Origin of the sequence: Dactylosporangium sp. CA-092794, from assembly GCF_050948465.1 — a bacterium.
Lineage (GTDB): Bacteria > Actinomycetota > Actinomycetes > Mycobacteriales > Micromonosporaceae > Dactylosporangium.
This window is the reverse complement of the sequence record NZ_CP192044.1, coordinates 6,829,854-6,845,189: the sequence shown is the minus strand read 5'-3', so window position 1 is coordinate 6,845,189 and position 15,336 is coordinate 6,829,854. Positions and strand designations below refer to the sequence as shown.

Genomic DNA, 15,336 nt, shown 5'->3' with positions numbered 1-15,336 from the left:
TGCCAGGCCTCGGTCAACAGGCAGTGTCCTTGCCAGATGTGCCGGTCAGCCCATCGCGCGCACGTCGGCGTCGGAGAGTGCTCTGGTCCACACCTTCAGCTGATCGATTCGGCCGGGGAAGTGGTCGGCGTCGCCGCCGTTCCACTTGCCCCGGCCGATCGTGAACGCCCCGCCCGCGGCCCACGCCGTTCCCGCGGCCACATCGGCCACGAGCACGCCGTCGACGTAGAGCCGAAGCCGACCGGCCGCCGCATCCCGAACCCCCACCAGGTGCGTCCAGCCGTCGACCCGCGGCGGGAACGGCGACACCGCCCGGGTCGCCGCCGCGTTCGCCTGATCGGCGGCGACCATCGCGAACGCCCACGCGTGGTCCGCCGCCGAGTACTGCAGGTAGAAGCCGCTCGCCTGCGCGCCGTCCTGCCCGGCCACGGTGGCGAAGTTCCCGGTCGCGCCGAGGTACGCCCAGGCCGCGACGGTGAAGCTCGCCGACGTGTCGACGAGCCGGGCCGCGGTGGCGTGGCCGGTGCTGCCGTTGAGCTCGAGGCCGCCGCCGCTGTAGCCGGCGCCGAGCGCCGCGCCGGCGGTGAGGGTGAGCGCCGGGTCGGCCGCGTCGAAGTGGAACGCGGCGACCTGGCCGGTGGCCAGGCCTGCGGCGGCGGCGATGGCGGCGGCCGGCAGGGCGTGGTCGTAGGTGCGCACGTCCTCGATGGCGCCCGCGAACGCGTCGGCGTCGGCGCCGTTCCACCGGGCCCGGCCGATCGCCAGGGGACCGCCGGCCGGCCAGCCGGCCGCGTAGGCGACCTGGCCCTGCAGGGCGCCGCCGACGTAGAGGCGGATCTGCCCGGCGTCGGCGTCGTACACCCCGGCCAGGTGGACCCACGTGTTGAGCGCCGGCGCCGCGGTGGACAGCGCCCGGGTCGAGGCGGCGTTGTCGGCGTCGGCGGCGGTCATGGCGAACGCCCAGCGGCCGTCGGCGGCGCTGTACTGCAGGTAGAACCCGCTGAGCCGGGCGCCGTCCTGGCTGAGCGCGGTGCGGAAGCCGCCGAGGTCGGCCGGGTTGACCCGGGCCATGACCGTGAACGAGCCGTCGGTGCGCACCACCGGCCGCGCGGTCGTCGCCGGGGTGCCGGCGGCGTCGGCGCCGTTGCCGCTGGCGTCGAGCTGGTTGCCGCGCAGCGGCCAGGAGCCGGTCAGCCCGTTCGGCGTATGGCGCAGGGTGAGCAGCGCGAGGGCCCCGCCCATCACCGGGCGGGCGGCGAAGCCGGTCTGGTTGCCGCTGTCGGTGTCGTGCCAGTCGCTGAACGGCACCCGCGAGGCCGTCGTGTTGGCATAGGTGTACGCCTTGCCGATGAGCGTGTCGCGGGCCGCGGCCTGGCCGGTGAGGAACGCGGCCGTCCACAGCTCCCAGTCGACCTTGGTGTAGGTGTGCCGCGGGTCGAGCGGGACGCCGTAGGCGTGCACGTTCTGCAGGTACCACGCCGCCTCCTCGGCGGCGATCGCGGCCGGCACGAGGTTGGTCGCGGTGAGGCGGTCCGCGAAGCCGTTGTACTTGAGGCTCCACGTGCTGTCCGCGCCGTCGTAGGTGAGCTTCAGGTGCCCGTTGCCGCTGTTCTGCGCCATCGAGGCCCACTGCGCGATGTACGAGCGGGCGGTCGCCGCGTAGCTCGTGCCCTGCCCGGCCCGCCGGGCGATCGCGTCCATCGCCCCGATGCCGACGATGCCCTTCAGCGCGAGGTTCACGCTGTGCGCGATGAACCCGGTGAAGTCGTCGGTCTGGTTCTGGTTGCCCGGGTCGGGCAGGTTGGCGACCAGGTAGTCGGCCCACTGCTTGAGCTTGGCGTAGTGCGCCGACGCGTAGGCGCTCGCCCGGTCGGCCGGCATGCGCCGCAGCAGCGCCGCGACCATGACGAGCATGTTCGCCGACTCCTCGACCGGCATGTCCTCCTCGTCCTGGCCGATGCGGCCGAACGCGTTGGGGTAGACGCCCAGGTCGTGCGGCGCGAACGGCTTGTTGAAGCCCTGCACCTCGGTGTAGTCGAACAGCGGCGCCAGCAGCAGCTCCAGCCAGCGCGGGGCGAGCTGCAGATACGCGGGGAAGGCCGGGTAGATGACGTCGACGGTGCTGAAGTCGCCGTTGGAGGAGATCTCCTTGAGCATCACCCACGGCGCGCCGCCGCGGTTGACCAGCTCGGTGCCGCCGAACGCCTGGCGCACCACGAGCGCGCAGAGCGCGGCCAGCTGGCCGGCGGACGCGGCGCCGCCCACCGCCTGCCGCGCCCACGCGTCGACCTGGGCGTCCAGGGCGGCCGAGACGGCCCGGGCCGGGTCCCGGTCGGCGCGGAACCAGGCGAGCATGTCCTGCCAGGTCGCCCACTGGGTGCGCCACCACGGGTCGAGGTTGGCGCCCAGATACGACACGGCCGGGGTGCGGACGTGGCCGATGACGAAGACGACCGGCCCGCTGCCGGCCGGCCCGACCGCGCCCAGCGCCCGGTTGAACGCGAACACCGGCCAGCTGGCGTTGATCGCCCGCGGCTGGTTGCCGTCGGCGGTGTTCGGCAGCGATCCGGAGTTCGCCGCCTGGGCGCGCACGGTGGTGTCGGCGCCGGTCTGCCAGGTCAGGCCCGCGACCTCGTCGGTCGCGAAGACGACGGTACCCCAGGACGCCTGGTCATTGACCTCGGCCAGCACCGACGGCGCGGTGGGCTGGAACGTGTGCGCCCGCTGGGTGCCGGTCACCTGCGTGGACCAGCCGATCTGCTTCGTGCGGTCGCCGTGCGCCCACTCGCCGGACACGTCGGCATACAGGCTCACCTGGTGCGTGTTCGCGTCCGCGGAGAAGACGGTGACGGCGAGGTACGACATCGGCACCGACTGCCGCCGCAGGCTGGCCGGGTCGACGGGGGAGAGGAACTCCACCTCGAGGCGCACCGGGCCGGCGGTGATGGTGAACGTCGAGCGGGTCGCGGTGACCACCAGCGCGGTCTGCGTGGCCAGGGGCCAGCCGCCGGACGGCGCGCCCATGAACACGTAGGGCTGGCCGTCGACGCGCACGATCCCGGTGATCGCGGTGACCGCGCCGGCCCAGAACGTCGGCCAGTTGCCGGGCAGGTTGTCCGCCCGCAGCCAGGTCGACAGGTAGGGCGAGCGCACCGCCAGCGGCGTGGCCGGCGGCCGGATCGGGGTGAACGTCGAGGCGGCGAGCGCCTGGGCCGGAGAGCTGGCGGCGGCTTCGAGGCCGAGCACGGAACCCGCGAGCCCGCCCAGGGCGGCCAGGCGGAGCAGGTCCCGGCGGCTGGGGTGCAGCGGCGGGTTCACGTGACGTAGCAAACATTTTCCGACGAGAACTGTCAATGATACCCATGGATTTTCATCGGTACCTGTGCGAAGTTGTTTGATCCGCGAATCCCACGCGGTGCTTCTGTCAACCATTGACAGATTTGCGAACGCCTCAACCCGGCGGACCCCCGGACGCCTCGCATCTGCGTGCGGCCGGTGCTGTGGCGGTGCGCCAGGTGAAGGGCCTGACCTGCGGCCGTATTGATAAATGTTGACCAAACGTGGATCTGCGGCTATGAATATGCAACGAGAGCGCTCTCCCGTCCTCACCGCCACCGAACGGGAGACACCATGTCCCGATCCCGACGGGTCGACCGGCTGCTCGCCGGCGCGGGGGCCGCCCTCCTGGGCGGCACGCTCGCCGTCGTGCAGTTCGCGGCCCCCGCCCAGGCCGCCGACCTCAACCTGACCCAATACGTGAACCCCCTCATCGGCACGGACGACAGCAACTCGCCCAACCCGGTCGGCGGTGGCGCCGGCGGCTCCACGTTCCCCGGCGCGACCGTGCCCTTCGGCATGCTCCAGTTCAGCCCGGACACGCCGACCGCCTCCCCGTCGGGCTACCGCGACAGCGACCGCACCATCGAGGAGTTCAGCCTCACCCACTTCAACGGCGCGGGCTGCCCGAACAACGAGGACATCGGCATCCTGCCGGTGACCGGGGCGCTCGGCTCGTCGCCGGGCAGCAACTGGGGCAGCTACTCCTCGGCGTACACCAAGTCCAACGAGGTGGCCCAGGCCGGCTACTACAAGAACCGGCTGGACAAGTACTCGACGGACGTCGAGGTCAGCTCGACCACCCGCACCGGCGTGCTGCGCCTGACGTTCCCGTCGACCAACCAGGCCCGGCTGCTGATCAACACCAGCAAGAGCGCCACCGGCAACCGCAGCGGGTCGATCAGCATCTCCGGCAGCAACGTCACCGGCAACGTGACGGCCGGCGGGTTCTGCGGCTCCTCCAAGACGTACCCGATCTACTTCTCGATCCACTTCGACCGCGCCCCGGCCTCGTTCGGCACCTGGAGCGGCTCGACGATCAGCAACGGCTCGGCGAGCACCAGCGGCACCAACACCGGCGGCTTCGTCACCTGGGACACGACCTCCAGCGCGGTCGTCAACGCCCAGATCGGCGTCTCGTTCGTCAGTGTCGCCAACGCCACCGCCAACCTGACATCGGAGACGGCCGGCTTCGACACCGCCCGGACCAACGCGAACAACGCCTGGAACAGCGCGCTCAACCGGATCCAGGCCACCGGCGGCAGCGCCACCGAGCAGCAGAAGTTCTACACGGCGCTGTACCACGTCATGCAGAACCCGAACGTGTCCAGCGACGTCAACGGGCAGTACCGCGGCTTCGACAACGCCATCCACACGGCCACCCACACCGTCTACCAGAACTACTCGGGCTGGGACATCTACCGCTCGTGGGCGGCGCTGATCGCGTTCATCGCCCCGGACGTGACCAGCGACATCATGAAGTCGATGGTGCTGGACGGCCAGCAGGGCGGCCTGCTGCCCAAGTGGTCGCAGCAGACCAACGAGGACTTCGTCATGACCGGCGACCCCGGGCCGATCATCGTCGACAGCGCCTACCAGTTCGGCGCCCGCAACTTCGACACGGCGGCGGCGCTGCAGCTGATGAAGAACGCGATCGCCGGCCAGGGCGCGCAGGGCTCGCCGATCCGCGGGCGCGAGTCGGAGTACGAGTCGCTGCGGTACATCCCCGGTGCGCCGTCGGACTCGCTGGAGTACTCGGCGTCGGACTTCGCCGTGGCCCAGTTCGCCAAGGCCCTCGGCGACACGGCGACGTACAACTCGGCCATGACCCGCGCCCAGTACTGGCGCAACACGTTCAACACCGACTCGGGCTACATCCACCCGCGCAACAGCGACGGCACGTGGCCCTGGCCGCTCAACCCGGCCCAGGAGAGCCCCTACACCGAGGGCAACGCCGCGCAGTACACGTGGATGGTCAACTATAACTTCGACGGGCTCATCAACCTGATGGGCGGCCCGCAGACCGCCCGGCAGCGGCTCGACCACCACTTCACCGAGCTCAACGCCGGCCTGTCCCGCCCGTACTTCTACCTCGGCAACGAGCCCGAGCACGGCGTGCCGTGGGCGTACAACTTCGCGCAGTACCCGGCCGGCGCCTCCTCGGCGGTGCGGCGCGTGATGACCGAGCAGTTCACCACCGGCGCCGGCGGCCTGCCCGGCAACGACGACCTCGGCGCCACGTCGGCGTGGTACGTCTGGTCGGCGATGGGCATGTATCCGGCCACGCCGGGCGCGGACACCCTGGCCATCCACGGCCCGTCGTTCCCGTCGATCCTCGTCCAGCGGGCCGGCGGCAACGTGCAGATCAACGGCGGCAGCTCCGCGTCGCAGTACGTGCAGAGCCTGACGCTCAACGGCACCGCCGTCTCGCACAACTACCTGCGCTACCCGGACCTCGCCGCCGGCGGCACCCTGCAGTACACGATGGGCACCAGCCCTTCGTCGTGGGGCACCGGCGCCGGTGACGTCCCGCCGTCGTTCACCGACGGCGCGTCCCAGCCCGCGGCCCCGCCGGCCCTGGGCACCAACCTGGCCCTGGGCAAGACCGCGACCGGCTCGGCCGTCTGCGCCACCGCCGAGTCGGCGCCGAAGGCCGTGGACGGCGCCCTCGCCAACAACAGCAAGTTCTGCTCGGGCACGGCGCCGGTGTTCCTGCAGGTCGACCTCGGCTCGAACCAGACCGTCGGCTCGGTCGTGATCAAGCACGCCGGCCTCGGCGCGGAGAACACGGGCTGGAACACCGGCGCGTTCACCATCTCCACCAGCACCGACGGCAGCACCTGGACCCAGGCGGCCGCGGTGTCGGGCAACCGGGCCAGCCGGACGCTGCACCAGTTCACCCCGCGCACCGCCCGCTACGTGCGGCTGGACATCTCCACGCCGGCCAACGACGGCAACACGGCCGCCCGGATCTACGAGCTGGAGGTGTACTCGGCCGGCCCGGCCAGCAACCTGCTGCTGAACAAGCCGGCGACCGCCGACTCGACCTGCGCGGCCAGCGAGGGCCCGGAGAAGGCGGTCAACGGCAGCGTCTCCGGCGGCAACAGCGACAAGTGGTGCTCGAAGGGCACCAGCCGGTGGATGCAGGTCGACATGGGCTCGTCGCTGCACCTGAGCTCGATCGTGGTCAAGCACGCCGGCGCTGGCGGCGAGTCCGCGTCCTGGGACACCCGCGACTTCGACCTGCAGGTGTCCTCGGACGGCTCGACCTGGACCACGGTGGCCTCGCCGCGCGGCAACACCGCCGACGTGACCACCCACGCGGTCAACGTGACCGGCCGCTACGTGCGGCTCAACGTCATCACCCCGACCCAGAACGGCGACACGGCCGCCCGCATCTACGAACTGGAGGCCTACGCCTAGAGCTGCGCCGCGCGCCGCGCGGCGGACCGGGGACGTCCCCGGTCCGCCGCGCGGCCGTCACCTGCCGCACATCGGCGCGGTTCACTTCACCGCGCCGTGGAGCAGGGCGGTGACGAAGCTGCGCTGGAAGACGACGTAGACGACCAGCGACGGCACGATGATGATCAGCGAGCCGGCGCACAGCAGCGCGGTGTTCGTGCCGTACTGGCCCTGGAACGCACCGAGGCCGCCCGCGACCGTCCGCTTCGCCGGGTCGTCGACCAGGACCAGGGGCAGGAGGTACTGGTTCCAGGTGGCGAGGAAGAACAGGATGGTGAGGGCCGACAGGGCGGGCCGGGCCAGCGGTAGGTGGATGACCCGGAAGATCTGCCAGGTGCCGGCGCCGTCGACCCGGGCCGCCTCGGTGAGCGCGGCCTCGGCCAGCAGGAAGTGGGCACGCATCCAGAAGATGCCGAAGGGCATGAGCAGGCCGATCAGCGGGAGGACGACCGCGAGCCTCGACCCGGACAGCCCGAGCCGCTGGATGTCGTAGTACAGCGGTGTGATGAGAGCCTCGAACGGGAGGGTGAGCCCGAGCAGGAACAGCGCGGCGACGGGCCGCCCGGCGACCGGGCGCAGCTGGGCCAGGCTGTATCCGGCCAGGGCGGAGAACGCGACGGCGGCCGGCACGACGCCGACGACGATCAGGGTGCTGGATCCGAACAGTGCGGCCAGGTTGGCGGTGTTCCAGGCGTCGATGAAGTTGTGCCACTGCGGGTCGTGCGGCCAGGCGAGGCCCGGCGGCCGGGTGCCCTGGGGCGCCAGCGCCGCGGTGAGCATGCTCAGCAGCGGCAGGACCGCGAACGCCGCCATCGCCGCGAGCAGCGCGGTCCGGGTGAGCCGCTCGCCCGAGCCGGCCTGTGCGGTGCTCATCGGGACCGCCCGAGGCGCTGGATCGGCGCGATCACCGCGACGATCAGCACGGTGAGGAACACGGCGAGCGCGGAGGCCTGGCCGACGTGCTGGTCGAGGAAGGTGAGCCGGTAGATCGCGACTCCCGGGACCATGGTCTGGTAGCCGGGGCCGCCGTTGGTCGACACCTGGATGACGTCGAAGCTGGCGAGCGCCGCGATGGTGGTGAACGTGGTGCAGACGACGAGCTCCTGCCGCAGCCCCGGCAGGGTGACCGCGCGGAACTGGTGCCAGCGCCCGGCGCCGTCCAGGCGGGCGGCCTCGAACAGCGCCGGGTCGATCCGGCCGATGCCGGCGAGCAGGAGCACCGTGCAGAATCCCAGCATCACCCAGATCCCGACGACGCCGACGGCGGGCAGCGCGAAGGTGAAGTCGCCCAGCCACGCCCGGGTCCAGCGGCCCAGGCCGAGCAGCCGCAGGACCTGGTTGACCACGCCGTCGGCCGAGTACATCCACCCCCAGGCGACGCCGGCCGCGACCAGGGGCAGCACCTGGGGGATGAACAGCAGCGTGCGGGCGACGGTGGTGAACGGGCCGGGCCGCAGCTCCCGGATCAGGCTCGCGGCGAGCAGCCCGAACCCGACCGGGATCACCGAGTAGAAGACGATCAGCACGAGTGCGTGACCGATCGAGTCCAGCAGCTCGGGCCGGGTGAAGATCGACCGCCAGTTGCCGAGCCCGGCCGGTGTCGCCGCGCCGATGCCGTCCCAGTCGTAGAACGAGTACTGGACCGACTGACCGAGCGGGTAGAGCACGAACGCCGCGTAGAACGCGAACGCGGGGGCGATCCAGACCAGTGCGGTGGCGGACCGGCGTGGCCGCGGGCGCGGTCCGGGCGGGCCCGCGGCGCGGCGCGCCGCGACGACGCGGCCGGCGTCGTCGCGCACGCGCGAGCCGTCAGTGCTCAAGGGCGTTGTCGTAGTCGGACTGGACCTTGCCGGCGAACGCCTCCGGCGTGGTTTTGCCGGCCATCAGCAGCTGGGTCTGCGGCAGCAACGTGTTGACCTGGATCGAGGCGGTGGCGTTGGCCATGAAGTCCACCAGGCCGTCGCTGTCCAGCAGTTGCCGGAAGGCCGTGACGGTGGCGGCGACGACCGAGCCGTCCGGGGCGGACGGGGCCGGCGCGTTCGCGGGGCCGGCCGGTACCACGCCGCCGAGGGTGACGGTGTCCGTGCGGGCGCCGGGGTCGGTCTGGATGAAGTTCAGGAACGCGGCGGCGACCGTCGCGTGCGCCGCCCTGGTGGGGATCGCCAGGGTGTCGGCCGCGGTCATCGCGGTGTAGTGGTCGCCCTCCTTCAGCGGCGGGAACAGGAAGAACCCGAACTTGCCCGGGCCGGCCTTGTCGAGGCCGGGCGCCTGCCAGTTGCCGCTGGGGAAGAACACGCCGGTACCGGCGGCGAACCTCGCCGGCGCCTCGGTCTGGTCGACGCTGTCGACGTCGGGCGCGAAGTGGCCGCTGGCGGCCCACTGCTGCAGCGTCGCCGCGGCCCGCACGGTGGCCGGGGTGTTGATGTCGGCGCCGGGGCTGTCGTAGTTCCAGGCCTGGACCTGCTGCGGGCCGCCCGCGTAGTCCATCTGCAGGTTCTGCAGCGGGAAGACGGTGCCGCCGTCCTTGCCGTTGATCAGGATGGGCAGCAGGCCCGCGTCCTTCGCCTTGGCCAGGAGCTGCTCGAACTCGGCCAGCGTCGCCGGCGGCTTCGTCATGCCGATGCGGGCGGCCAGCTCGGTGTTGTAGTAGACGCCGGTGAGGCCGAAGCCCGGGCCGACGCCGTAGAGGGAACCGGAGCCGCGCTCGGTCCCGTTGGCGGCGACGCGCGTGGACGCGAACTGGGACTGCGGCCACGACGTCCATCCGTAGGCCGCCGCGTATCCGTCGAGGTTGGTGAGCAGGTGGTCGGTGACCAGGTTGCCGAACGAGGCGATCCGCACGAGGTCGGGCGCGCCGGTGCCGGCCAGGATGCGGGGTGTGTTGGTGACCAGCGAGTTGTAGTCCTGGCTGGTGATCTTGACGGTCACGTTGGGGTACTTGCCGTGGAACGCCGAACCGAGGGCGTCGAACAGGGTGACGTCCGGCGTGGACACCAGGATCGTCAGCGTGACGGGGTCGGTGCCGACGCCGGTGGCCGCGCTCGCCGCCGGATCGGCCGTCGTGGTGGTCGAGCCGGGTGCGCAGGCGGACAGGGCCAGCGCGGCGGCGAGCACGGCTACGGATCGCCTGACCGTGGCGGGTCGTGCCAAGCGGGCTGACATGATCACTCCTTTGCGTCAGTGTGGGCCGGGGTGCGGGGGTGTCGCAACGCGTCGCGGATCGCGGCGGCGACGAGTTCCATGGCGCGGTGCGCATCGGTCAGCGGGCCGCGCATCTGAAAGAAGCCGTGGATCTGGCCGGGAAACCCGTGGAGTGAGGCCGGTACGCCGTCGGCCTGCAGGCGCTGGACGTAGTGCTCGGCCTCGCCGCGCAGGATGTCGTGCTCGGCCGTGACCACGACCGCGGGGGCGACGCCGCGCAGCGAAGCGGCGCGCATCGGCGAGGTGTAGGGGTGGGTGCGCATGACGGGGTCGGGGACGTACTGCTCCCAGATGTACTTGATCCGGTCGAACGCGGTGGACCCGAAGTCCGGCTGGCCGGCGAAGCCGGCGTACCGATCGCGGAAGCGCAGCTTGTAGGGCGTCTCGGCCACGCTGTCCAGCACCGGATAGACGAGCACCTGCAGGTCCAGCGGGACGCCGGCGTCGCGCGCCCGGATCGCGGCGGCGGCGACCAGGTTGCCGCCGGAGCTGTCGCCCGCCATCGCGACGCGGTCGAACCGGCTCGTCGCCCATCGCAGGGCGGCCCACACGTCGTCGAGGGCGGCGGGAAACGGCAGCTCCGGTGCGAGGCGGTACTCCACCGCCAGCACCGCGGCCCCGGACGACGCCGCCATCGCCCGGGTCACGCCCTCGTAGCAGTCCAGGTCCCCGTGGATCCAGCCGCCGCCGTGGACCCACACGACCACGCCGGGCGGATGCGGCCCCTGCGGGACGGGCCGGTACAGGCGGCAGTGCGCCCCGGCCACGACGAACGCGTCCACCGCGGCCACCGGCTCGAGCGGGCCGCGAACCGAGAGCGCCTCCGCGCGCGTCCACGCCCGCAGCGCCGCGATGTCCGCGGTGGGCCACGCCGAGTCCGAGCCGGCGTCCTCGAAGTACCGGCGGACCTCGTCGTGCAGCGCCAGTCCCGCGTGCCCTTCCAATCTGCACCTCCGTCACCCGCCCGGCCGCGTTAACAGTCTGGTCGACCAGTCAGTTTTTTGAGAACCTACTGGTTAACCAGGTAGTTGTCTAGAATCTCGGTTCATGAACCTGACAGAGGTGCCGGCCGAGGCGTTGAATCCGGACAAGCGCGAGTCGAAGGGACAGACGCGCAAGCGGCAGATCATCGAGGTCGCCACGCGGATGCTCGCCCGCAACGGGGCCCGGGGCACCACCCTGTCCGACATCGCCGCCGAGGCGGGCGTCTCACAGGCCGCGGTGGTCTACCATTTCGGGACCAAGGACGAGCTGCTCAACGCGGTCCTGGACAACCGCGACCGGTTCGAGGACGCGCAGCTGTGGCGAGCCGGCCCCGACCCGGGGCTGGAGATCTTCGACATCATCGCCGGCATCGTGCGCAGCTGGAATTCCCACCCGGAGATCGTGGGGCTGCTCGCGGTACTCCTCGCCGAGAACGTCGGCGGCGACGGGCCGCTGCGGTCCCGGCTCCAGGGCAACTACCAGCTGACCGTCGACCGGATCGGCGCCACCCTCGAGGCCGCGCAGGCCCGCGGCGACATGCGCGCCGACGTGGATCCGCGGCGCAAGGCCATCGAGATCCTCGCCTTCGTCAGCGGGCTCGAGCTCGCGTGGCTGATCACTCCCGACCTTCCGGCGGCGGCGACGGCCACCGCCTGGGCGAAGGAGCAGCGGCAGTCCCTCGCCCGGCCGGCCTGACCGGCGGCGCTCACGGGGTCAGGCCGAAGGTGACGCGGTAGTCGCAGTTGCCCTTGCAGGCCATGGTGGCGGCGTCGTCGAAGGCGTACGAGTAGGCGTACGGCTCGGCGCGCTTGAACACCTGCGTGTAGTCGACCGGCCACTTCGCCGGGAGGCAGTGCTCGCGGCCCGACCAGGCGCCGCGGCAGCAGTACGTGTCGCCGCCGAACGCGGCGCACGGGTTCTTGCACGCGCCGCCGGCGGCGCGCATCGGCTCGGGGCAGTCGACCGGCCTGGTGCAGCCGGCGGCCGCACAGCCGGTCGCCGACACCGGGTCCTTGCCGGTGTTGTGGCTGACGTTGATCCACATCGGCAGGTTGGACCCGTCGACCATGCTCACGTCGTAGAAGTCCATGCCGCCCCAGGCGGCGAGGGCGAACTCGGCGAGGGTGGCCGGCGTGGCGCCGCTGCCGGTGCACTGGTACTTCCCGCCGCAGTCGCCGGTCTGGCAGCGCCCGGCGCCGGAGCCGTCGAACGAGCAGCCGGTGCGGCCCCAGAACCGCCCGCCCCAGCCGCTCGGCACCGCCACCGTCACGCTCTGGCCCGGCTCCAGCAGCCAGCCGGTGGCGGGCAGGGGGTGCGCCCGGTCCGGCGTCGCCGCCGCCCACACCCGCTGGTCGAGCGCGTTGACCAGGGTCACGGCCCGTGCCCCGGCCGGCACGCTCGGCGGCTTGCCGGCCGAGGCCGATGCCGCGGGGGACGCGGCGCCGAGGTGCCCGGTGCCGGCCGCCGCCCCGGACGCGGCCGGCGGCGCGGAGGATCCCGTGGCCGCGATCGGGCCGGGGGAGGGCGGGGCGGCGGGCGGTGCCGCGCCGTCCGAGCGGGTCACTACGGCCGTTACCAGGGCCGCCGCCACCAGGACGAGCAGCGCAGCGGCGCCGACGAGGGCGCGCCGGGGAAGTCGCATGCCATGGAGACGCGGACCGCGGGGGCGGATAACGGGTTTCCCGGCGGTGTTCGAATGTGTTCGGCATCGAGCGACTTGCCGCCATCTCTTGACGCTTGCTGAGCGCATTTGTTGAGATGAGTGCACTCTTCACGGTCCGCCGTTGCCGAAAGGGACATTTTCGTATGCGAAGACTGGACAGACGACTTGGCCAATTACTGATCGTCGGGGCGGCGGCACTGCTCGCCGCCGTGCCCTCCGCGGCCACCGGGGCGCCCCCGCCGCCCGGGACGACCGGGAGCGACACCGGCTGGCACGTGGGCATCCCGTCGCTGGCCACCAAGTGGACCGATCAGGTTGGCCCCACCAACGCGCTGCCGGAGTACCCCCGCCCGCAGCTGACCCGCGGCAAGTGGCAGAACCTCAACGGCGTGTGGGAGTTCTCCCGCGCCAACACCGGCCAGGCCGTGCCCACCGGGCAGAGCCTGGGCGAGCGGGTGCTCGTGCCGTATCCGATCGAGTCCGCGCTCTCGGGCATCCAGCGGCACGAGGACCGGATGTGGTACCGGCGCACCTTCACCGTCCCCAAGGACTGGAACGTCGGCGCCGGGCAGCGGCTGCAGCTGCACTTCGGGGCGGTCGACTACGACGCGAAGGTGTACGTCAACGGCACCCTCGTGGCTACGCACCGCGGCGGGTACGACGGCTTCGACGCCGACGTGACCGACGCGCTGTCCGGCACCGGCCCGCAGGAACTGATCGTGTGGGCGGAGGACCTCACCGACGCGACCGGCCAGCCGATCGGCAAGCAGCGGCGCACCTCCGACCACGGGATCTTCTACCAGGGCAGCTCCGGCATCTGGCGTACCGTGTGGATGGAACCGGTCCCCACCGCCTCCATCTCCGGGCTGCTGACCACCCCCGACGTGCCGGGCGGCGTGGTCAAGGTGACCGCGTCCGTCAGCGGCGCCACCGCCGGGCTGCAGGTCAAGGCCGTCGTCAAGGACGACGGCCGGGTGATCGGCCAGGCGACCGGCCCGGTCGGCGCCGAGCTGAGCGTGCCGGTGCCGCGGGCCAAGCTGTGGACGCCCGACAAGCCGTTCCTGTACGACCTCAAGGTCACCCTGCTCAACGCCGACCGCAAGGACGTCGACGACGTCGGGTCGTATTTCGGGATGCGCCAGATCAGCACCGTGCCCGGCGCCGACGGCAAGCTGCGCATCGCCCTCAACGGGCAGATCCTGTTCAACCTGGCCAACCTCGACCAGGGCTTCTGGCCCGACGGGCTCTACACCGCGCCGACCGACGACGCCCTGCGCTTCGACCTCGAGCAGGACAAGGCGATGGGCTTCAACGCGGTGCGCAAGCACATCAAGGTGGAGCCGGACCGCTGGTACTACTGGGCGGACAAGCTCGGCCTGATGGTCTGGCAGGACATGCCCGCCGCCAACACCGGGCCGATCCCGGACCAGTGGCGCGGCGAGTTCGAGTCCGAGCTGCACGAGATGGTGCGCGAGCACCAGAGCTTCACCTCGATCGTGGCCTGGATCCCGTTCAACGAGGGCTGGGGCGAGTGGGACCGGGCGGCGACCGGCCGCATCGCCGACGACGTCAAGGCGCAGGACCCGACCCGCCTGGTCAACGCGCACAGCGGGGTGAACTGCTGCAACAGCCACGGCGACTCCGGCCGCGGCGACGTCATCGACTTCCACCAGTACCTCGGGCCGGCCTCACCCGCGCCCAGCGGCAACCGGGTGGCGATCGACGGCGAGCACGGCGGCTACGGCCTGCGCACCTCCAACCACATGTGGTTCGGCGACGGCCAGGCCTACGAGATGGAGCCGGACTCGGCGACGCTGACCCGCAAGTACGTGGAGAACCAGGAAGCGGTCATCACGTCGGCGAAGACGTGCGGCATCAGCGCATCGGTGTACACCCAGATCACCGACGTCGAGGCCGAGCTCAACGGCTTCTACACCTACGACCGGCAGGTCGCCAAGATGGACCTCAAGCAGGTCAAGGCGATCAACCAGAAGATCATCGCGCAGGCCGACGGCTCGGCGGCCAACCTGCCGCAGCCGCCGCCGGGCACGCCCGGGCTGACCGGCGTCGACTTCTACCCGCTCGACGAGACCTCCGGCACGGTGGCGCACGACACGGCGGGCGGCAACGACGCCACGCTGGTCGGCGGCGCCGCGTTCGTCCCCGCGCACAACGGCAACGGCGTGTCGCTGGACGGCTCGACGCAGTACCTCGACGCGGGCAAACCGCTGCTGAACACCGCCTCGGACTACACGGCCGCGGCCTGGGTGAAGCTGGACCGCGCCGACGGCGCCTTCCAGACGATCGTGAGCCAGGACGGGCCGACGAACAGCGACTTCTACCTGCAGTACTCCGGCGCGGACCAGCGCTTCGCGATGAGCTTCGCCGGGGTGCGGGCGCTCGGCCCGACCAAGCCGAACCCGGGCCAGTGGTACCACCTGGTCGGCGTGCGGGACACGGTCAAGGGCGAGCTGCGGCTCTACGTCGACGGCGAACTGGCCGGCACGGCGAGCGCCTGCCTGCCCCAGTCCGCTCCGACCGGCCACACCGTCATCGGGCGCGGCAAGTTCGGCGGCAACCCGGTGGACTACCTGGACGGCACCGTCGACCAGGTCCACCTCTACGACCGGGCGCTGAGCGCCGACGAGATCCGTCAGCTGTACGCCTCCGGTACCTGATTGTCCCAACCC

9 protein-coding genes are annotated in these 15,336 nt (G+C 71.8%); 3 read left to right on the top strand and 6 right to left on the bottom strand.

Going from position 1 to position 15,336, the window contains the following annotated elements; translation table 11 throughout:
- Window positions 1–45: 45 nt before the first annotated feature.
- Window positions 46–3,318, bottom strand: coding sequence for a glutaminase domain-containing protein (locus ACQPXD_RS29035; protein ID WP_432824483.1), 3,273 nt, complete (start codon window positions 3,316–3,318; stop codon window positions 46–48).
- 312 nt (window positions 3,319–3,630) lie between these two features.
- Between ACQPXD_RS29035 and ACQPXD_RS29030 the strand changes: the two genes are divergently transcribed.
- Entirely contained in the window at window positions 3,631–6,759 is a 3,129-nt protein-coding gene (locus tag ACQPXD_RS29030; RefSeq protein WP_432824482.1) for a GH92 family glycosyl hydrolase, read from the top strand.
- Window positions 6,760–6,840: 81 nt separating this feature from the next.
- Here ACQPXD_RS29030 and ACQPXD_RS29025 read toward each other — a convergent pair whose 3' ends face one another.
- From ACQPXD_RS29025 to ACQPXD_RS29010, 4 genes are read right to left on the bottom strand one after another with little or no spacing between them, the layout of a single operon-like run.
- Window positions 6,841–7,671 (bottom strand): carbohydrate ABC transporter permease, encoded by an 831-nt coding sequence (locus ACQPXD_RS29025; protein ID WP_432824481.1) that lies wholly within the window; start codon window positions 7,669–7,671, stop codon window positions 6,841–6,843.
- Window positions 7,668–8,618 (bottom strand): carbohydrate ABC transporter permease, encoded by a 951-nt coding sequence (locus tag ACQPXD_RS29020; protein WP_432824480.1) that lies wholly within the window; start codon window positions 8,616–8,618, stop codon window positions 7,668–7,670. The genes ACQPXD_RS29025 and ACQPXD_RS29020 overlap by 4 nt, the downstream gene beginning before the upstream one ends.
- Entirely contained in the window at window positions 8,608–9,960 is a 1,353-nt protein-coding gene (locus ACQPXD_RS29015) for an ABC transporter substrate-binding protein (RefSeq protein ID WP_432824479.1), read from the bottom strand. Before ACQPXD_RS29015 ends, ACQPXD_RS29020 begins: the two co-directional genes overlap by 11 nt.
- 2 nt (window positions 9,961–9,962) lie before the next feature.
- Entirely contained in the window at window positions 9,963–10,943 is a 981-nt protein-coding gene (locus ACQPXD_RS29010; protein WP_432824478.1) for an alpha/beta hydrolase, read from the bottom strand.
- Window positions 10,944–11,046: 103 nt separating this feature from the next.
- Between ACQPXD_RS29010 and ACQPXD_RS29005 the strand changes: the two genes are divergently transcribed.
- Window positions 11,047–11,679 carry a TetR/AcrR family transcriptional regulator gene (locus ACQPXD_RS29005; protein WP_432824477.1) on the top strand — a complete coding sequence of 211 codons (633 nt, stop codon included), beginning with the start codon at window positions 11,047–11,049 and terminating at the stop codon, window positions 11,677–11,679.
- 10 nt (window positions 11,680–11,689) lie between these two features.
- Here ACQPXD_RS29005 and ACQPXD_RS29000 read toward each other — a convergent pair whose 3' ends face one another.
- Entirely contained in the window at window positions 11,690–12,625 is a 936-nt protein-coding gene (locus tag ACQPXD_RS29000; RefSeq protein WP_432824476.1) for a thaumatin family protein, read from the bottom strand.
- A gap of 164 nt (window positions 12,626–12,789) precedes the next feature.
- Here ACQPXD_RS29000 and ACQPXD_RS28995 point away from each other — a divergent pair, with 164 nt between their 5' ends.
- Complete coding sequence (locus ACQPXD_RS28995; protein ID WP_432824475.1) at window positions 12,790–15,324, top strand: LamG-like jellyroll fold domain-containing protein; 2,535 nt, start codon at window positions 12,790–12,792, stop codon at window positions 15,322–15,324.
- Window positions 15,325–15,336 lie beyond the last annotated feature (12 nt).

Coding starts and splice junctions, on each gene's coding strand:
- ACQPXD_RS29030 (WP_432824482.1), top strand. CDS start 3,631: ATGTCCCGATCCCGACGGGTCGACCGGCTGCTCGCCGGCGCGGGGGCC.
- ACQPXD_RS29025 (WP_432824481.1), bottom strand. CDS start 7,671: ATGAGCACCGCACAGGCCGGCTCGGGCGAGCGGCTCACCCGGACCGCG.
- ACQPXD_RS29015 (WP_432824479.1), bottom strand. CDS start 9,960: ATGTCAGCCCGCTTGGCACGACCCGCCACGGTCAGGCGATCCGTAGCC.
- ACQPXD_RS29005 (WP_432824477.1), top strand. CDS start 11,047: ATGAACCTGACAGAGGTGCCGGCCGAGGCGTTGAATCCGGACAAGCGC.
- ACQPXD_RS29000 (WP_432824476.1), bottom strand. CDS start 12,625: ATGCGACTTCCCCGGCGCGCCCTCGTCGGCGCCGCTGCGCTGCTCGTC.
- ACQPXD_RS28995 (WP_432824475.1), top strand. CDS start 12,790: ATGCGAAGACTGGACAGACGACTTGGCCAATTACTGATCGTCGGGGCG.